Below are 20,246 nucleotides of genomic sequence, written 5' to 3' on the forward strand. Positions count from 1 at the left end.
TATTTTAGTCAAATTCCAGTTCCACCTGCTCATTACCTACCAGCGTTCGCAAATCTATCAATAAACGATCGGTGGGCGTCACGCGCCATGTGGCTCCAAACCGCAGCCGGGCGCGAGCATCTTCCCGTTGGTAATAAAGATGCACTGGGATCGTCCCCGCTCGATGGGGTTCCAACGATTGACGGAGACGGTTCAAAAGCTGGTCATCAATTTGCCTGTCGGTCAGCGATATAGCAAGCCCACGGGCATATTTTTCACGAGCTTCACTGATGTCCATTAACTCACGGGCGGTCATTTTAAGTCCACCACTAAAGTCATCAAAGCTGACCTGTCCGGTGGCTATCAGGATACGGTCTTTTTCCAATAAATGCTGATATTTTTCCAACGCATCGGTGAATAGCATCACCTCCAGACGCCCGGAGCGGTCATCCAAAGTGCAAATACCAATGCGATTCCCACGTTTTGTTACCATAACCCTTGCAGCGATAACCAGCCCCACTGCCGTGGTCATTTTGCCCCGGTCCGTCGGATGCATATCTTTTAAACGCTGCCCGCCGGCATAACGTTCTATCTCCTTGAGATATTGGGTGATCGGGTGACCGGTCAGATATAGCCCCAGCGTTTCCCGCTCTCCGTCTAAGACAATCTGTTCCTGCCACGGCGGCACATTAGCATAAGATTGCTCAACCTGCTCAGGTGCATCAGCTAATACGCCAAACATATCTGCCTGACCAATAGCTTCAGCCTTGGCATGCTGGTCAGCCGCTTTTAATGCTTCGCCCAATGAACTCATCAATGCGGCACGGTGCGGCCCCAAGCGGTCAAAAGCACCGGACATAATCAGTTTTTCTAAGATTCGACGATTGAGCTTTTTGGTGTCCACTCTGGCACACAAATCAAATAATTCTTTGAAGTGGCCGCCCTCTTTACGGGCTTCCAGCATGGCCTCAATTGGCCCCTCGCCCACACCTTTGATGGCTCCTATGCCATAAACGATTTCGCCCTCATCATTGACATGGAAATGATACAGCCCGCTGTTGATGTCAGGAGGCAGAATTTTCAGCCCCATACGCCAGCATTCATCGACCAGACCCACCACTTTATCAGTGTTATCCATATCAGCGGTCATTACCGCCGCCATAAATTCAGCCGGATAATGTGCTTTCAGCCAAAGCGTCTGGTAAGAAACCAATGCGTATGCTGCGGAGTGAGATTTGTTAAAACCGTAACCGGCAAATTTCTCTACTAGGTCAAAAATCTTAATCGCCAGCTCACCGTCAACACCCTGATTTTTCGCCCCATCTTCAAATACCGAGCGCTGTTTAGCCATCTCGGCAGGGTTCTTCTTACCCATCGCACGACGCAACATATCTGCGCCACCGAGTGAATAGCCGGACAGAACCTGCGCAATCTGCATGACCTGTTCTTGGTACAAAATGATGCCATACGTCGGCTCAAGCACCGGTTTTAATGACTCATGTTGCCACTCAATATCCGGATATGATATCGCTTCACGGCCGTGTTTACGGTCGATAAAGTTATCTACCATCCCTGATTGCAGCGGGCCGGGGCGGAACAACGCCACCAATGCGATCATGTCTTCGAAGCAGTCAGGTTTCAGGCGCTTGATAAGATCCTTCATGCCTCTGGATTCAAGCTGGAATACTGCTGTCGTTTCCGAACGTTGCAGCATATCGAAACTTTTTTGATCTTCCAGCGGAATAGAGGCGATATCTATTGGCTCTAGCCCCGTTTTAGCGCGCCGAGCGTTAATCATCTCCAGCGCCCAGTTAATGATAGTAAGTGTTCGCAAACCGAGGAAGTCGAACTTCACCAATCCTGCGTATTCCACATCATTTTTATCGAACTGGGTGACGGGGTTGTTGCCTTCCGCATCACAATAGAGCGGCGCGAAATCCGTAATTTTAGTCGGTGCGATAACCACACCACCAGCATGTTTACCGGCGTTACGTGTTACCCCTTCCAGCTTACGCGCCATATCGATCAGCGCCCTGACTTCCTCATCTGCCTCATAAATTTCAGGCAGTTGAGGTTCTGCTGCGAAAGCTTTTTCCAGTGTCATACCCGGATCTGGTGGGACTAACTTGGATATCCGATCGACAAAACCGTAGGGGTGCCCCAGTACACGGCCCACATCTCGTATGACCGCTTTAGCCGCCATGGTACCAAACGTGATGATCTGGGAAACTGCATCACGGCCATACATATCCGCGACATGCTCAATCACCAGATCACGTTTTTCCATACAGAAGTCAACGTCGAAGTCGGGCATTGAGACACGTTCTGGGTTTAGAAAACGTTCGAACAGCAGGTCAAATGCCAATGGATCGAGGTCAGTAATTTTCAGCGCATACGCAACCAAAGAACCCGCACCCGAACCACGCCCCGGTCCTACAGGTACACCATTATCTTTCGACCACTGGATAAATTCCATTACGATCAAGAAGTAACCAGGAAAACCCATCTGGTTAATGACTTTTAGTTCTATTTCTAGACGCTCGTCGTATTCAGCTCTTTTCTGCGCGCGCTCTTCAGGGTCTGGGAAGAGCAGCTCGAGCCGCTCTTCTAAACCTTGTTTCGACTTCTCAACCAGAAAATCTTCTGTACTCATCTCGCCAGTTGGAAATTGTGGTAAGAAATACTCCCCGAGGCGGATGGTCACATTGCAACGTTTGGCAATCTCAACACTGTTGAGCAGCGCCTCTGGGATATCCGCGAATAGCTCACACATCTGCTCTTCGTCGCGCATAAACTGCTGAGGGCTGTAATTTTTGGGCCGTTTAGGATCAACCAGCGTAAAACCGTCATGGATGGCGACACGGATCTCATGCGCATCAAAATCCGATTCATCGATAAAGCGCACATCATTGGTCGCCACTACTGGCAAGCCACGCTCAGTGGCTAAGGCAACGGCGGCATGTAGATAGTTCTCTTCATCCGGGCGACCGGTACGAATCAATTCTAAATAGTAGCTGTCAGGGAAATGCTCTTGGTAAAACTCAAGGCACTGATCAACTTGAGCCTGATTTCCGCGCAAGATAAATCTGCCGACATCCCCCATCCGACCACCAGACAGCAGAATCAGCCCCTCTTTATGCTTAATTAACCAATCACGATCAATGATAGGACCAGCAGCGCCATAACCACGTTGATAGGCTTCGGAGATCAGTAAAGTTAGGTTTTGATAACCTTCGTTATTGCGAGCCAGTACAGTGAGATGGGCTAATTCATCACCCAGAATTTCGCTTTGTACGTAGAAATCTGCACCGATGATAGGTTTAACCCCGGCACCATGAGCGCTACCGTAGAACTTCACCAAGCCGCAAAGATTGGTGAAATCGGTGATGGCCAGAGCGGGCATACCTAGCGCAGCAGCTCTTTTCACCAAGGGCCCAATCTTGGCTAATCCATCGATCATGGAGTAGTCGCTGTGAACACGCAGGTGGACAAAACGAGGTTCGGCCATATCCAGATACCAGAAATTAGTGGATTGAATCATGCCCTCAGCGATTCATTGCTGAGGAGCCATATCTATACGCTACGGGGGTTGCTTTATTTTGTGAATACCACGAGCGGCTTACACCAAACCAAGCACACGTTTAACCGGGCCGAAGCTACGTCGATGATGCTCTGTCGCGCCGAAGGCGTACAATTTCTCCAGATGGACAGCAGTTGGATAGCCTTTGTGTTGCGCGAAACCATATTCAGGAAAATCGCGATCTAACTCGGTCATTTCACGATCTCGCGTCACTTTAGCCAGAATTGAGGCAGCGCTGATTTCTGCCACTCGGCTGTCACCTTTCACAACGGCCAAGGACGGCATCGCCAGTTTCGGACAGCGGTTACCGTCAATCAAAACATAATCAGGGGTGATGTGCAGCCCTGCAACCGCCCTCTGCATCGCCAGCATGGTCGCGTGCAATATATTCAGGCTATCTATCTCTTCTGGCTCTGCGCGACCAAGGCTCCATGATAATGCTTTGTCAGTAATTTCGTCATAAAGTGACAAACGGCGCTTTTCACTCAATTTTTTCGAATCAGCAAGTCCTACGATGGGTCTTTTCGGATCGAGGATCACGGCCGCAGTAACAACCGCACCGACTAAAGGGCCACGGCCAACTTCATCTACACCGGCAATCAGGTTTGCCTGCGGGTATATAAAAATATCAGTCATCGTCCAGCTAACTCCAATACTGCCTGCACAGCTTGCTCATCTGCGCCACAGCGAATGCTCTGATGTAAAATCAGAAAACGCGCTTTTAATGCCTCAACTGCCTCACCACCTTGTAATAATGGCAATAACGCATCGGCTAATTTTTGCGGCTGACACTCTTGTTGCAACAGTTCCGTCACCAACTCTTCGCCCGCTAACAGATTCGGTAATGAAACATAGGGCGTTTTGACTAGGCGTTCTGCTAACCAGAAGGTAAAAGGCTTCATGCGGTAACCGACCACCATTGGGCATTTAGCCAGCATACACTCTAGCGCCGCCGTGCCAGAGGCCAATAGTGTCGCGTCACTGGCGATCATCGCCGCACGTGCATTACCATCGAGTAAATGAACACATAAGTCAGGAGCGATTTCAGCCTTAATTCGCTCAAATTGCTCACGCCGTTTGCTGTTAACGAGAGGAACCAGAACTTCCAGTTCAGGTAGTTGTTCCCGCAGAAGCGCTGCTGTACGCAGAAAATCACCACTGAGCATTTCAACTTCAGAGTGGCGACTCCCCGGTAATAAGGCTAAGCAAGGTACGCTTGCTGCAATACCCAGCTCTGCTCTTGCGGCTTGTTTATCTGGGGTTAACGGCATGGCGTCGGCCATGGTGTGACCAATAAAGCGGCATGGAACATTAAAACGGTCATAAAACGCTTTTTCAAAAGGGAGAAAAGCAAGCACCATATCAGTCGCTTTACCTATTTTGAAAACACGTTTTTGTCGCCAAGCCCACACTGATGGGCTGACATAATGGATAGTTCGGATACCTCGCTGTTTCAAGCGCCCTTCAAGGGTGATATTGAAATCAGGAGCATCGATGCCCACAAAAACATCCGGGGATAGCTCACTAAAACGTTGAGTCAGCTCTTTTCGGATTTTCAGCAGACGTGGCAGGCGCTCTAATACTTCGACAACGCCCATCACTGCCAACTCTTCCATCTCAAACCAGGCTTCACATCCTTCAGCTTGCATCAGAGGCCCCGCGACACCGACAAAGCGGGCATCAGGCACCTGAGCTTTCAGTGCACGAATTAATCCTGCACCTAAAATGTCGCCAGAGGTTTCTCCGGCGACTAAACCTATCGTTAAAGGACGCCCGCCACTTAACGGACGATCAACAGATAATGGGCTATTTTGCATAGGTCAGCGAATAATGCCGCGAGTCGATCGAGCAAAGAAATCACTGAATGCCTTAACTGCCGGATATTGTTCCGCCAATTCGGCAATTTCGGGTTTCACTTCATCCAACGTCCGGCCACTGCGATACAGTAACTTATACGCATTGCGGATGGCATGAAGTGATTCTTTGTCGAAACCACGGCGTTTCAACCCTTCGATATTAATACCGAATGGTGTCGCATGGTTACCCTGAGCAATGACAAACGGAGGCACATCCTGAGCCACGCCAGAACAACCACCCACCATAACATGCGCACCGATCACGCAGAATTGATGAACAGCTGTCATACCACCGATAATGGCATAATCGTCAATTTCGACATGACCACCCAACGTTGCATTATTCGCAAGAATACAACGATCGCCAATGATACAGTCATGGGCAATATGGGCGTTAATCATCAGTAAATTATCGCTGCCTACTTTGGTCAACCCACCACCTTGCACTGTGCCTCGGTGGATAGAAACGCTTTCACGGATACGGTTACGATCCCCGATCTCGACTCGAGTAGGCTCGCCTGCATACTTCAGATCCTGATTCGCCTCACCGATGGAAGCAAATTGGTAAATCTGATTATCGCAGCCGATTTTTGTTATTCCATTAACGACGACATGGGATTTCAGTTCCGTGCCAGCGCCGATTTCCACCTGGGGTCCGACAAAGCAGAAGGGGCCAATATGAACGCCAGCGCCAATAACTGCGCCTTCTTCGACGATAGAGCTTGGATGGATAACGGCCGTTTTGTCAATCACGTATCAAGACTCCTTTGCAACTACAGGTTCTGCTGGCGGTGTCGCTGGCTTGCTACGAGCACACATCATTGTTGCCGTACAAACGATTTCACCATCTACTTTCGCAACACCAGTAAAACGAGTCAGACCACGGCGTTCTTTGACAAATTCAACTTCCATGATCATTTGATCGCCAGGGACTACTGGACGTTTGAAGCGAGCTTCATCAATACCAGCAAAATAATAAAGCTCACCCGGTTCGAGTTTACCACGGCTCTTAAACGCCAAAATCCCGGTAGCCTGAGCCATCGCTTCTAAAATCAGCACGCCAGGGAAGATTGGCTTGCCCGGAAAGTGGCCTTGGAAAAATGGCTCGTTGAAAGAGACGTTCTTCACTGCACGCAGAAATTTTCCTTCCTCAAAATCAAGGACGCGATCTACCAGCAAGAACGGAAAACGGTGCGGGAGTAGATCCAAAATCTCTTCAATATGCAGAGTATGAGTGTCAGTAGTCAAAATACTCTTCCTGTCTAAAAAACTGATGCTATCAACAACACGGCCTGCACTGCCCCAAAAGGGAGGCATTAGGCAGGCCGCAAATTAGGAACTCTGTATACCCTTAGTATTTGAAGCTGCTGAGATGCTAGCTGCAACGCCAATTTCTTTGGATATTTACTTTTGGCATCGATTGCCAATAAGCTTAATTATTTGCTCAGAGTGTCGGGCTTAAGTGATTATTCTTTATCGATTTTACGCTCAATAGCTTTTAAGCGCTTATTAATCCCATCAATATTCATCACTAAAGCAGCTGTCTTGCGCCAAACTTTATTCGGTTGTAGCGGAATACCGGAGGAGTATAACCCAGGTTCAGTGATTGGACGCATCACCATTCCCATTCCGGTTATTGTGACTTTGTCACAAATCTCCATATGACCATTGATCACGCTGGCACCACCTATCATACAATAGCGGCCAACTTTTAGACTGCCTGCCATGATAACACCACCCGCAACTGCGGTATTGTCGCCAATCACAACGTTATGTGCAATCTGACATTGGTTATCAATGATGACGCCATTACCAATAATCGTATTATCCAGCGCACCACGGTCAATGGTTGTACAAGCGCCAATCTCAACACGGTCGCCAATATGTACAGAACCGAGTTGTGGGATTTTTATCCAGTTACCACGATCATTTGCATAGCCAAAACCATCTGCACCAATGACCGTACCGGATTGAATCAGGCAGTTTTGCCCAATCACAACTTCATGATAAACGGAGACATTGGCCCACAAACGGCTACCAGCACCTATGTGAGTATTCTTACCAATAAAGCAGCCAGCACCGATAACCACGTTATCGCCCAGCACAACACCAGACTCTATCACTGCATTAGCACCAACAGAGACATTCTCTCCCAGCGTTGCCTGCGAAGAGATCACCGCACTCGGTGCAATATCCTGCGCAGGTTGAGGTGTGGTATCCATTATCTGCGCCATGCGTGCATAGGTTAAATAAGGGTTTTTAACCACCAAAGCCGCAGATTTGCAGAAAGGTAAGTCAGCCTCAGTCAACACCACAGCACCTGCATGACAAGTGGCGAGTTGTTCCTGATAACGGCTGTTTGACAAAAACGTGATTTGCTCAGGTTGGGCAGAATGCATAGAAGCGATGCCGGTGATGACGAGATCGCCATCACCGTGCACCTGTGCATCCAACTGCTGGGCTAAATCAGCCAGTCGAATTGAAGGCATGTTTTATTTAACCTGTTTCAGCACGTCAGCAGTAATGTCTTTAGAAGGGTCTGCGTATGCAACAGCATTCGCATCAATCACCACATCATAGCCGCCTTTGCTAGCAACAGATTTAACGGCATCCTGAATACGACTCAGAATTTTGTTACGCTCTTCCATCTGGCGACGACGATTATCTTGCTCAAAAGCCTGGGCTTTAGTTGAGAAAGTTTCACGTTGTTTCATTACGTCGTTTTCCAGCTTAGTGCGATCGCTAGCCTTCATGGTAGAACCGTCACGTTGCAGTTTCTGCATTTTAGTCTGCAGATCTTTCTCCATCCCTTGCAATTCGGTTGCACGGCCTTTGAATTCATTTTCCAGCTGCTTAGCTACGGTTTCACGCGCAGGTAATTGTTGGAAAATGCTGGAAACATTAACAATAGCAATCTTGTCAGCGGCTTGAACGCTGGCTGAAGCAGCCAATGCTAAACCAAGACTTGCGGCACACAACCACTTTTTCACTATAAACTCCTTACCATTACCCGTTTGTGTCAGAGACACCTTGAAGTGCACTTAATACTGAATAATGCCTAAAATAGCGCTAGCCTGAGCCAACGCGACTTTAGGTTATTTCAACTACCAGTGCTGTCTTTAAAATTCAGTACTGCTTCGCCAACCAATTACCAAGTTTTACCAATGTTAAACTGGAATTGCTCTGACTTATCGCCTTCGTAATCTTTAACCGGTTTAGCATATGAGAACACTAATGGCCCCAATGGAGACATCCATTGCAATGACACACCGGCAGACACACGAATATTACTCGCTTTACTGTAATCAGGTATGCCAGCAGCACGCGTCTCAGCAGTATTTTCCCAATTGGTATCCCATACAGTACCGGAATCGATAAAGAATGAGGTACGTATAGAGTTCGCGTATTTTTCACTGATAAACGGTGTCGGTGTAATCAGTTCTAAACTGGCCACCGCCATCGCGTTACCCCCGACAGCATCGGTTGAATCTCTGATAGTTCCATTAGCATTATAGTACGCAGCTTTAGGGCCGATGTTATTGGATCGGAAACCACGAACTGTACTAGAGCCACCTGCATAGAAGTTTTCGTAGAATGGCATCTCTTTAGAGCCAATACCGTCACCATAACCCAAGCGACCACGCCCTAAGAGCACCCACGAATGATCTTCATCTAACGGCTGATAAGCAGAAGTATCAAAAGTCACTTTATAGAACTCGTTATCAGAGCCCGGTACAGTCACTTTGGTATTTACTGATGATTTAACACCCTTCGTCGGGAAGAAACCACGGTCAAGGTTGTTATAGGTCCAACCTAGGTTCAGTGTAAAATCGTCTGCAGTGAAACCAGCACGGTCAGTCAGATTAGGATCTTGACCAACAGAGTCAAGATATCGCCACATTGCAACTTGTGGTTCCATATCTGACAGATCGTTATGGACGTAACCTAAGCCGACACGCAATGAGTTATTCTCATTGATTGGGAAGCCTAAAGTACCATCAACACCATAACTGCTGTTGGTATAACCAGACAGGTCTGCGTTATCTGCTTTAAAATCATTGTAGAAGATACGCCCACCCAAACTGACACCATCAACGGTGAAGTAAGGGTCGGTTAAGGTAAATTCAGCATAAGTTTGGTAGTCGTTCTTCGTACCGTTAATACCGACGGTATTACCCGTACCTAACCAGTTATCTTGCTGAACGCCAACCTGGAAGCTCACGCCACTTTCAGTACCGTAACCGATACCAAAGTTTAGGCTACCCGTGTTCCGTTCTTTAACTTTATAGGTCACGTCTACCTGATCAGCGGTTCCTGGAACACGCTGAGTCTCAACATCAACAGTTTCGAAATAGCCTAAACGGTTTAAACGTTCTTTACCCGCTTCGACTTGATCATTACCTAACCACGCACCTTCCATCTGACGCATTTCACGGCGCAATACGGAATCTTTACTGGTGTCATTACCTTCGAAACGAACATTACGGACATAGAAACGGTTGCCCGCATCGACATTGATATGCAGTTTAACTGTTTTATCAGCGTCATTGATTTCAGGCTGAGACACGACACGTGGATAGGCATAGCCATAACGGCCCAACATCTTCTTGATGTCTTCTTCCATTCTCGTGACTTTACTGCCGTTATACAATTCACCTGACTCAATCTTAACCAGCTTGTCAGCATCAGATTGATGGCCTGCAAGATTACCGCTCACAACCACGCTGTTAAGCTTGTATTGATCGCCTTCAGTAATATTGATGGTGATATAGATGCCTTTTTTATCTGGCGTCAGACTCACCTGAGTTGAATCGATATTGAAGCGCGCATAGCCGCGATCCAAGTAGAAGCTGCGTAAGATCTCAAGATCGCCCGCCAGTTTCTGCTTTTGATATTTACGATCGCCAACCACGTTCCACCATGGCACTTCATCACGCAATTGGAAGCGCGAGATTAGCTCATCAGTCGTGAAACTGTGGTTGCCGACGATGTTGATCTGCTGAATTTTTGCAGAAACACCTTCGGTGAAGACTAATTTAAGGTCGACACGATTACGTGGCAGTGGTGTCACAACAGCTTTCACTGAAGCGCTGTATTTGCCCACACTGTAGTAGAAATCTTCGAGTCCTTTTTCAATGCTGGATATAGTGGTACGGTCCAGGGCTTCGCCAATCCGAACGCCAGAGGCTTCCAGATTCTGCTTAAGCATGTCATCTTTCACCGCTTTGTTACCGGAGAAAGTGATGCTGGCAATCGTTGGGCGTTCTTTGACTTGAACAATCAGCGTATCACCATCGCGCAGGACGCGAACGTCCTCGAAGTTGCCTGTAGCAAACAACGCACGGATAGTTTTACCGATGTCATCATCACTGACGGTATCGCCTACGCGAACCGGCATATTAAGTAACGCCGCACCGACGGCGACCCGTTGCAGGCCTTCGAAATGAATATCTTTCACTACGAACCCGTCTGCACCGTATACGGTGGCGCTGCCAAACAGCAGCGACGCTATGAGCAACTTTTTCATCGCCATCGTTGTTATGCGTTCTTCCTAACCTATCCCCTGCCGTTAAAGACGGGAGAAATCATTGAAAAGTGCAAGCCCCATTAATAGCACCAGCAAAATAGAGCCAATGCGATAACTGAAGTCCTGTACTCGCTCAGAAACCGGCCCACCCTTGAGCTTTTCTATCGCCAGGAAGAGCAGATGTCCACCATCTAATACTGGTAACGGGAACAGATTGATAATGCCTAAGTTGACACTAATTAGTGCCAAAAACATCAGGTAATACACCAACCCGTACTCAGCTGAAACCCCAGCGCCTTGTGCAATAGATATCGGGCCACTCAAGTTATTCAGCTTAACATCACCAGTAATCAGTTTACCCAACATGTTTACCGTCAACCGCATCAACTGCCAGGTTTTATCCCCGGCTTGGTAGAGTGCCGTGAACGGGCCATATTGGCGAATCGTTCTATACTCATCCGGAAGCGGTATAACTTTCGGCACTACGCCCGCAAAACCTTCACTGCGGTTTTCTCCAACCGATTTTGTATCTGGTATCAAGGTCAAAGACAAGGGGGTACTTCCCCTTTCAATATCTAACACCAGTGGCTTACCGGGGTTATCACGAACCTGTAAAACAAATGTTTGCCAACGATCCAGTGATTGACCGCCAACTTTAACGATCCTATCACCCGCTTGTAAACCCGCCTTTTCCGCTGCTGATCCTGGTTGCACTTCGGCCAGAACGGATTCAATCTGCGGACCACGTGGAATAATACCCAGTGCGACCACTGGATCTTGCTTATCAGGCTCAAATTGCCACTGACGCAAATCCAATGTCTTTTGCACTACGTTGGCAGAACCAGATGCATCATTGCCAAAACTGAATGGGGCCACGCCAACTTGTGTTTGCTTATCACCAATTTTACTGACTAATGCCAAACGAACAGAATCCCAGTCAGGCGTTTCGATACCATCTACAGACTTAAGTTCCATTCCCGGAGAAATATTGGCTTGTGCAGCAATGGATTGTGGCGAAATATCGCCCACAACCGGACGTACACTTGGTACACCAATGATAAACACCAGCCAGTAAGCAATAACGGCAAAAAGGAAGTTAGCTATAGGACCCGCGCTGACGATTGCCGCGCGTTGTAAAACTGTTTTATTGTTAAAAGATTGATGGCGAAACTCCGGCGCAACAGCCTCTACGCGCTCATCCAACATCTTAACATAGCCGCCCAACGGAATAAGGGCGATAACATACTCTGTACCTTGGCGATCAGTCCGACGCCATAGGGCTTTGCCAAAACCAATAGAAAAGCGTTCGACACGGACACCACAGCGCCGCGCCACCCAAAAGTGGCCGAACTCATGCACTGTAATTAAGATCCCCAGTGCGATAATAAACGCGGCCAGGCTCCAGAGTATGCTCATCATATTCCCTAAACTCCCCGTCAGTGACGGATTAAAACACTAACAGCATTAAGCAGGCAAATACCGGCACAGCTGCGGTCAGGCTATCGATACGATCCAGTATCCCACCATGACCAGGAATCAAATGACCACTGTCTTTGATTCCCGCTTCACGTTTAAACATACTTTCGGTCAAATCGCCGAGTACCGAGGCCAATGCAGCAACCACGGAACAGATTAGCAGCTTTTCTGGGATAATATCCAACGGCGCGTATCGACCAAATAACCATGATATCAGAGCTGATGTCAGTAAACCGCCAATTAATCCTTCCCACGTTTTACCTGGTGAGACTTTAGGCGCTAATTTATGTTTACCAAATAACTTACCGAACATATAAGCGCCAGAGTCTGCGCCCCACACCAAGAGCATCACGTATAACAGCCACCAGGCACCAATATTGTGATGCTGGTCATAGCCGTACTGGCGCAGTGCTACCATGCCCCAGAAAAATGGAACAATCGTCAGAATGCCAAAAATTATACGTAAGGGACGTGAATCGCGCCAGAACGCTGCAGAACGTGGGTAAGTCAGCACCAACAGCAATGCAGCAAGCCACCAGCCCATAGAGAGCCAAAGTGGGACACTCACTTGTGGAAGATGAGCTGAATGCTGGTAAGCCGGGAGGCTAAGCAGCATCAGAACAAGTAGAAAACCACAAAGTATGGCTAACCAAATACGCTGTGAACGACTGGAAAATCCAGCTAATTGCCCCCATTCCCAGGCTGCAAGCATACAGACAAAGAGAGTCACAATAGCAAAACCGATCGGCGGAAGCAGGAACAGTGCACCAATGACAACCGGAATCAAAATCAAAGCAGTTATGAGACGATACTTCAGCAAAAGTTCCCCCTAGGATGCAGTGGCATCGATAGGTGTAGTTCCCCCGAAGCGACGCTCGCGTTGTGCAAATGCATTCAGCGCACCTTCAAAGACATGTTCATCAAAATCAGGCCAGAGTACATCAGTAAAGTAAAGTTCAGCATAGGCAATTTGCCACAACAAGAAATTACTGATGCGATGTTCACCACCGGTTCTGATCACTAAATCCACCTCAGATTGCTCATGTAGGCAGATATGCGAGTTTAGCGATTCTTCATTGATATCTATGGGTTGTAGCTCCCCTCGCTGTATTTGTTCAGCTAAATGGCGCACACCCTGAATAATATCCCAACGCCCACCATAATTGGCAGCAATGTTAAGTTTCAGACCGTCATTATTTACTGTTAGCGCTTCTGAGCGACGGATCCGTTGTTGTAAACGTTCACTAAATCGACTGATATCACCAATAACCGATAAACGAACATTATGTTTATGCAGGCTTTTTACTTCACTGTCCAGCGCACGAACAAAAAGCTCCATCAGGGCGGTGACTTCCTGAGCAGGACGGTTCCAGTTTTCACTACTGAAAGCATAAAGCGTGAGCGCATCCAAATGATGAGTAGCCGCAAAACTGACTGCACGACGAACTGACTTCACTCCTGCTTTATGACCGAAAACCCTTAATTTACCCTGATTTTTAGCCCAGCGCCCATTACCATCCATAATGATAGCAACATGGCGTGGCATCAGGGGGGACAAGTTAGCCCTATCTTCATTTACAGACGACATAATGCGAACTCATTTCCTCAATAAATCAATTGTTCATCCCGAACATTAGGCAGTAAGCGCACAAAAAAAGCCGTGTACCAAGTCACGGCTTCTTAAGTGACAGCCAAAATAGACGGTTTAAATACCTATTGGGCCACTAATCAACAGTCTATCTCTCCATCGACGGTGCAGACTATATCATCTCAGCCTTGCCCTAACAAATTCCCAAATTAGACAGTAACTCTGAATTATTCAATTTTGCAATTGCTTGAACCGCCGTCGTTCGGGCTTTACGATCAATCACCAACACCTCATCCACACTGGTCGGTTCTGGTAGCGATAAATGCTCCACTACCGCCCTATTGATTGCTGCAATGTCAGTGAAACGAATCTGTGAATCTAAAAAGGCCATGACAGAAACTTCATTCGCCGCATTCAGCGCTGTTGTTGCAGCCTGCCCTGCATTACATGCGTCAATTGCCAGTTTCAGGCATGGATAACGTTGATAATCCGGTGCAGCAAAAGTCAGTTCATTTATCTTGCAAAAATCCAGTGGCGCTACGCCAGAATTCACTCGCATCGGGTAGGCCATCGCATGCGCAATGGGTGTGCGCATATCAGGGGCTCCCATCTGCGCCAGAACACTACCATCATGATAGCGTACCATTGAGTGAATGACGGATTGAGGATGTAAAATCACCTCTATCTGCTCTGCGCTAGCGTTGAATAACCAACGAGCCTCAATATACTCCAGCCCTTTGTTCATCATCGTCGCGGAGTCGACCGAAATTTTACGCCCCATAGACCAGTTTGGATGAGCGCAAGCTTGATCCGGTGTGACATCGACAAATTGTGACAAAGGGACTTCACGCAATGGGCCGCCAGAGCCTGTCAAAATGATGCTCGAAACACCATTCTCACTCAATGAAGAGTAGCCTAATTGGCGCTGAATCTTTTCAGGTAAACTCTGAAAAATAGCATTATGCTCGCTATCAATTGGTAGCAGTTGCGCTTTACTGTTCTTGACTTCATCCATAAACAACTTGCCGCAGGTAATTAATGACTCTTTGTTAGCCAGCAATACCTGTTTACCCGCACGGATAGCAGACAGTGTAGAAGATAGCCCTGCAACGCCGACAATCGCCGCCATCACCTGATCAACATCATCTAACGCTGCCAGTTCGCAGGCCGCTTTTTCGCCAGAGTAGACTTCGGTTCTTGACCCCTTTTCAGCCAGTAGCAGGCGCAGTGCTTTAGCTGATGTTTCATCGGACATTGCAGCATAACGGGGAGCGAATTCAAGGCATTGTTGGGCCATCTGCTGGACATTGCGGCCAGCAACCAATGCAGTGACGTTGAATAATTCAGGATTAGTGCGCACAACACCCAAAGTGCTGTTGCCGATGGAACCAGTAGAACCAAGAATAGTCAGTTGCTTCATGAGAGTGCTCTGAATAACTGTTTTTATGATAGGCGAGGTGCTAACCATCCTGCATGACAGGCGGCATTATTAATACCCTCAAGCCCAATTTTATGGCGCTTTATGACTCATAACAGATTGGCCGCTAACATATTTCGCCGATTACGATGGGTATAATAAGATATAGGATCGGCTAAAAATATTGATTCAGCTAAAAGCAGAGCGCCACCTGAGCAGCACTCTGCCATTATGAACGAGGATTAGAAATCCATTAGCTCGGCTTCTTTCGCAGCCAATGCAGCATCAACTTTTTTGATAAAGGCATCGGTCAACTTTTGTACTTCATCTTGAGAACGACGATCTTCATCTTCGCTAATCTCTTTATCTTTCAACAAAGCTTTCACTTTTTCGTTAGCATCACGGCGCACGTTACGAATAGAGACACGGCCCTGCTCTGCTTCTGCGCGAACTACTTTGATCAGGTCCTTACGGCGCTCTTCAGTCAATGCTGGCAATGGAACACGAATAACGGTGCCAGCAGAAGAAGGGTTCAGACCCAAATCAGAGGTCATGATCGCTTTCTCAACAGCAGCGCTCAGGCTACGGTCAAAAACAGTCAAAGCTAGAGTACGGGAGTCTTCAACAACGATGTTAGCCAACTGGCGCAATGGCGTTGCAGTACCATAGTATTCAACCTGAATGCCATCAAGAATACTTGGAGAAGCACGGCCGGTACGAATCTTACTGATATGGTTCTGGAAAGCTTCTAAGCATTTTTCCATGCGCACTTCAGTATCTTTTCTAATTTCGTTAATCACGTTGTTAACCCTTGAAAACTGGTTACTTGGCAGGCCATAACTTCAGTATAGCCAGTGAATATACAAACCAACAGTTGCTGGCGAGAGGGGAAAATCTTCAATCGAAATCCCCCTGGCAATACGGGCAGCCGCTTACTTCACGATCGTTGTCACTTCTTTAGTGATCAACGTCCCTTCATTCTCACCCATCACCACACGACGCAGAGCGCCTGGCTTATTCATGTTGAAGACGCGAATTGGCAGGTTATGATCACGCGCCAGAGTAAAGGCCGCCAGATCCATAACTTTCAGTTCACGCTCTAAAACGTCCTGATAGGTTAGCTGTTCATACAGTGTCGCGTCAGGATTTTTCACCGGATCTGCGGAGTAAACCCCATCAACTTTGGTCGCTTTCAACACAACATCAGCTTCGATTTCGATACCACGTAGACACGCAGCAGAATCAGTCGTGAAGAAGGGGTTGCCAGTACCGGCAGCAAAAATCACCACACGGTTATGGCGCAACAAGCTGATAGCCTCAGCCCAGCTGTAATTATCACAGACGCCATTCAATGGAATCGCTGACATTAAGCGGGCGTTCACATAGGCACGGTGCAGTGCATCTCGCATTGCCAGACCGTTCATGACGGTAGCCAGCATTCCCATGTGGTCGCCCACGACGCGGTTCATCCCTGCTTGTGCCAAACCGGCACCGCGGAATAAGTTACCACCGCCAATGACCACACCGACCTGAATGCCCAATTCGACCAGCTCTTTAACTTCTTGAGCCATGCGATCCAAAACGCTTGCGTCGATACCAAAACCTTCTGCACCTTGCAGGGCTTCGCCACTAAGCTTAAGCAGGATACGCTGATATACGGGTTTTGCATTGGTTGCCATGGTGTTCTGTCCTAAGCAGCAGTAATAATATTGGGGGCTTGACCGTCAGGTATTCAAGGCAGTGCTTCGCGCTGAAAACTGAGCAGACGAAATTCAGAGTGAATAAAATGGAACCGCCTATTGGCGGCCCCATTTTTAGCATTAAGACTGTTTGCTCATTGCTGCAACTTCAGCAGCAAAGTCAGTCTCAGCTTTCTCGATGCCTTCGCCCACTTCGAAGCGGATGAAGTTTACAACGTCAGCTTTGTTCTCTTTCAACAGATCGCCAACAGTTTTGCTTGGGTCCATAACGAAGTTCTGACCAGTCAGAGAAACTTCGCCGGTGAACTTACGCATACGGCCTTCAACCATCTTCTCAGCAATTTCACGTGGCTTGCCGGATTCGATAGCAATGTCCAACTGGATTTGGTGCTCACGAGCAACAACTTCAGCAGGAACATCGTCTGGCTTAACATATTCAGGCTTGCTTGCAGCAATGTGCATAGCGATGTGCTTAACCAGCTCTTCATCAGCGCCAGTTGCAGCAACCATAACGCCGATACGTGCGCCGTGCAGATAAGTCCCCAGAACGTCGGCTTCCAGTGCAGCAATGCGGCGAATGTTGATATTCTCACCGATTTTAGCAACCAGATTTGCACGTTGTTCTTCGAACTTAGCTTTCAGAGCGTCGATATCAACGATTTTGTCAGCCAGAGCTGCATTGATCACTTCTTCGCCGAATGCTTTGAAGCCAGCATCTTTAGCAACGAAGTCAGTTTCGCAGTTCAGTTCCAGAATCACACCGAATTTACCGTCGGCTGAAACTTTAGCCAGAATGATGCCTTCAGCAGCGATACGGCCTGCTTTCTTGGCAGCTTTAGCCTGACCAGATTTACGCATATTGTCGATGGCAAGCTCGATGTCGCCGTTAGCTTCAACCAACGCCTTTTTACATTCCATCATGCCTGCGGCAGTACGCTCACGCAGTTCTTTTACCAAAGCAGCGGTAATAGCAACCATTTCAATTTCCTCGGTTCTCTTGTGAAGACAAGATCTCACATTAGATACGCAAAGGGGGCCTATAAAAGGCCCCCCTAACCAACATATTTCAATACCTGGTTAATAAGGGCTCCAGCGAGCCTGACTTATTATTCAGCTTCTACGAAGCTTTCTTCCGCTTGAACGGCCAGATCTTGAGAACGACCTTCATTGACGGCAGTAGCAACAGCGCTCAGGTACAGCTTAACTGCACGGATTGCATCGTCGTTACCTGGGATGATGAAGTCAACGCCATCTGGATCGGAGTTAGTATCAACGATAGAGAATACCGGGATACCCAGGTTGTTAGCTTCTTTGATAGCGATGTGTTCGTGATCAGCATCAACTACAAACAGAGCGTCTGGTAAACCGCCCATGTCTTTGATACCGCCCAGGCTGTTTTCCAGCTTGTTCAGCTCACGAGTACGCATCAGCGCTTCTTTTTTGGTCAGCTTGTCAAAGGTGCCGTCTTGAGACTGGATTTCCAGATCTTTCAAACGTTTGATGGACTGACGAACAGTTTTCCAGTTAGTCAGCATCCCGCCCAACCAGCGATGGTTCACGAAGAACTGGTCGCAGTTGTTGGCAGCGTCTTTTACCGCTTCGCTTGCTGCGCGTTTAGTACCAACGAACAAGATCTTACCTTTACGGGAAGAGATCTTTTTCAATTCAGCCAGAGCTTCGTTGAACAGTGGTACGGTCTTTTCCAGGTTGATGATGTGAACTTTGTTACGTGCGCCGAAGATGAAAGGCTTCATTTTCGGGTTCCAGTAACGGGTCTGGTGACCGAAGTGAACACCGGCCTGGAGCATGTCGCGCATGGAAACAGTTGCCATGATTAAAACCTCTATAGTATCAGTTGGGGTTATGCCTCCACGTGTCCCATAACGCCGACCCCATAAGCGATTGATATTAATCAAAAACTTTAGGGCACCCCGGCGTATGTGTCGACACGTGTGTGTTATTTACACATATGAGTGCGATTGGTATTACTCAGCTAAACAATGCTTTTGCCTCTAGAACATGCCTAGGAACAGAGTACGGTTCGCCGGCGCGCTTTATACCATAAACAGCCACAACACACCAACTTTTGTTGCAGATAGTGCCGCGACTGCAAACGAAAGTTTGGCAGCAAATTGCAGGGCTGGTAACATTAGCCGCAGATTTTTTATTAATCGACATTCACCTGTTTTTTTCTGCATCTATGACCCGAAAATTTGGAGTCGCAGGTAGTGAGTCAACTTCCCTGTGACGCCAAATACAAAGATCATATTAATAATGGCGGCTGATACTCACAGCCCCTACGGACACTGTTGCATGGCAATCTCAATCAAAACACCTGAAGATATTCAAAAAATGCGCGTTGCTGGCCGCTTGGCTGCTGAAGTGCTGGAGATTATTGAACCGCACGTAAAACCTGGGGTCACCACCGGTGAACTTGACCGCATTTGTCACGACCATATCACCCACCACCAGCAGGCTATTTCTGCCTGCTTGGGATATCACGGTTTTCCGAAATCGGTGTGTATCTCGGTGAATGAAGTCATTTGCCACGGTATCCCAAGTGATGAAAAAGTGCTGAAAGATGGCGATATCGTGAATATCGACGTGACCGTGATTAAAGATGGCTTCCATGGCGACACCTCAAAAATGTTCATCGTCGGTAAACCGACTATTTTGGGTGAGCGCTTATGCCGCGTGACACAAGAGAGCCTGTATCTAGCCATCAAAATGGTTAAACCGGGTATCCGCCTGCGTACACTGGGCAAAGAGATACAGAAATTTGTAGAAACAGAGAACTTCTCGGTGGTGCGTGAATATTGTGGTCACGGCATTGGCGAAGGTTTCCATGAAGAGCCACAAGTGCTGCACTATGATGCAGATGACGGCGGAGTCATCCTGCAACCGGGTATGGCATTCACCATTGAACCCATGGTCAATGCAGGGGATTACCGCATTCGTACCATGAAAGACGGCTGGACAGTAAAAACTAAAGATCGCAGCTTGTCGGCACAGTATGAGCATACTATTGTGGTAACGGATAACGGCTGCGAAATAATGACGTTGCGAAAGGATGACACCATCCCCAACATCATAACGCACGAGTAACAATGACAAGCCGGCATT

17 protein-coding genes are annotated in these 20,246 nt (G+C 47.8%); 1 reads left to right on the plus strand and 16 read right to left on the minus strand.

Going from position 1 to position 20,246, the window contains the following annotated elements:
• Positions 1-4: 4 nt before the first annotated feature.
• From dnaE to rpsB, 16 genes are all read right to left on the minus strand, one after another.
• Positions 5-3,487, minus strand: coding sequence for a DNA polymerase III subunit alpha (gene dnaE / locus HRD69_RS00330; RefSeq protein ID WP_032813827.1), 3,483 nt, complete (start codon positions 3,485-3,487; stop codon positions 5-7).
• A 111-nt stretch (positions 3,488-3,598) separates the two neighbouring features.
• Complete coding sequence (gene rnhB, locus HRD69_RS00335) at positions 3,599-4,195, minus strand: ribonuclease HII (protein WP_032813807.1); 597 nt, start codon at positions 4,193-4,195, stop codon at positions 3,599-3,601.
• Entirely contained in the window at positions 4,192-5,376 is a 1,185-nt protein-coding gene (lpxB, locus tag HRD69_RS00340; RefSeq protein ID WP_004874505.1) for a lipid-A-disaccharide synthase, read from the minus strand. Before lpxB ends, rnhB begins: the two co-directional genes overlap by 4 nt.
• A 3-nt stretch (positions 5,377-5,379) precedes the next feature.
• Positions 5,380-6,168, minus strand: a complete 789-nt coding sequence (gene lpxA / locus HRD69_RS00345) for an acyl-ACP--UDP-N-acetylglucosamine O-acyltransferase (protein ID WP_032813805.1) — start codon at positions 6,166-6,168, stop codon at positions 5,380-5,382.
• Between the two features lie 3 nt (positions 6,169-6,171).
• Positions 6,172-6,663 carry a 3-hydroxyacyl-ACP dehydratase FabZ gene (gene fabZ / locus HRD69_RS00350; protein ID WP_004874503.1) on the minus strand — a complete coding sequence of 164 codons (492 nt, stop codon included), beginning with the start codon at positions 6,661-6,663 and terminating at the stop codon, positions 6,172-6,174.
• Positions 6,664-6,881: 218 nt separating this feature from the next.
• Positions 6,882-7,904 carry a UDP-3-O-(3-hydroxymyristoyl)glucosamine N-acyltransferase gene (lpxD, locus tag HRD69_RS00355; RefSeq protein ID WP_004874502.1) on the minus strand — a complete coding sequence of 341 codons (1,023 nt, stop codon included), beginning with the start codon at positions 7,902-7,904 and terminating at the stop codon, positions 6,882-6,884.
• Between the two features lie 3 nt (positions 7,905-7,907).
• Complete coding sequence (skp, locus tag HRD69_RS00360; RefSeq protein WP_032813803.1) at positions 7,908-8,405, minus strand: molecular chaperone Skp; 498 nt, start codon at positions 8,403-8,405, stop codon at positions 7,908-7,910.
• 158 nt (positions 8,406-8,563) lie between these two features.
• Entirely contained in the window at positions 8,564-10,948 is a 2,385-nt protein-coding gene (gene bamA / locus HRD69_RS00365; RefSeq protein WP_004874500.1) for an outer membrane protein assembly factor BamA, read from the minus strand.
• A 36-nt stretch (positions 10,949-10,984) separates the two neighbouring features.
• Positions 10,985-12,361, minus strand: coding sequence for a sigma E protease regulator RseP (gene rseP / locus HRD69_RS00370; protein ID WP_004874499.1), 1,377 nt, complete (start codon positions 12,359-12,361; stop codon positions 10,985-10,987).
• A gap of 28 nt (positions 12,362-12,389) precedes the next feature.
• The gene (cdsA, locus tag HRD69_RS00375) at positions 12,390-13,238 is read right to left on the minus strand and encodes a phosphatidate cytidylyltransferase (RefSeq protein WP_032813801.1); all 849 of its coding nucleotides are present in this window, start codon (positions 13,236-13,238) and stop codon (positions 12,390-12,392) included.
• A 9-nt stretch (positions 13,239-13,247) separates the two neighbouring features.
• Positions 13,248-14,006: a (2E,6E)-farnesyl-diphosphate-specific ditrans,polycis-undecaprenyl-diphosphate synthase gene (gene ispU, locus HRD69_RS00380; protein WP_032813799.1), complete on the minus strand. Its 759-nt coding sequence runs from the start codon at positions 14,004-14,006 to the stop codon at positions 13,248-13,250.
• Between the two features lie 193 nt (positions 14,007-14,199).
• Positions 14,200-15,426, minus strand: coding sequence for a 1-deoxy-D-xylulose-5-phosphate reductoisomerase (ispC, locus tag HRD69_RS00385; RefSeq protein ID WP_004874496.1), 1,227 nt, complete (start codon positions 15,424-15,426; stop codon positions 14,200-14,202).
• A gap of 239 nt (positions 15,427-15,665) precedes the next feature.
• A complete protein-coding gene (gene frr / locus HRD69_RS00390; RefSeq protein WP_004874494.1) occupies positions 15,666-16,223 on the minus strand; it encodes a ribosome recycling factor in 558 nt (185 codons plus the stop codon).
• Between the two features lie 132 nt (positions 16,224-16,355).
• Positions 16,356-17,102 (minus strand): UMP kinase, encoded by a 747-nt coding sequence (gene pyrH, locus HRD69_RS00395; protein ID WP_004874493.1) that lies wholly within the window; start codon positions 17,100-17,102, stop codon positions 16,356-16,358.
• Between the two features lie 141 nt (positions 17,103-17,243).
• Positions 17,244-18,101, minus strand: coding sequence for a translation elongation factor Ts (gene tsf, locus HRD69_RS00400; RefSeq protein ID WP_004874492.1), 858 nt, complete (start codon positions 18,099-18,101; stop codon positions 17,244-17,246).
• A gap of 128 nt (positions 18,102-18,229) precedes the next feature.
• Entirely contained in the window at positions 18,230-18,955 is a 726-nt protein-coding gene (gene rpsB / locus HRD69_RS00405; RefSeq protein ID WP_004715071.1) for a 30S ribosomal protein S2, read from the minus strand.
• 481 nt (positions 18,956-19,436) lie between these two features.
• Here rpsB and map point away from each other — a divergent pair, with 481 nt between their 5' ends.
• Positions 19,437-20,228, plus strand: coding sequence for a type I methionyl aminopeptidase (gene map / locus HRD69_RS00410; protein WP_004874490.1), 792 nt, complete (start codon positions 19,437-19,439; stop codon positions 20,226-20,228).
• The last annotated feature ends 18 nt before the right edge of the window (positions 20,229-20,246 follow it).

The sequence above is a fragment of the Yersinia mollaretii ATCC 43969 genome (assembly GCF_013282725.1).
GTDB lineage: Bacteria > Pseudomonadota > Gammaproteobacteria > Enterobacterales > Enterobacteriaceae > Yersinia > Yersinia mollaretii.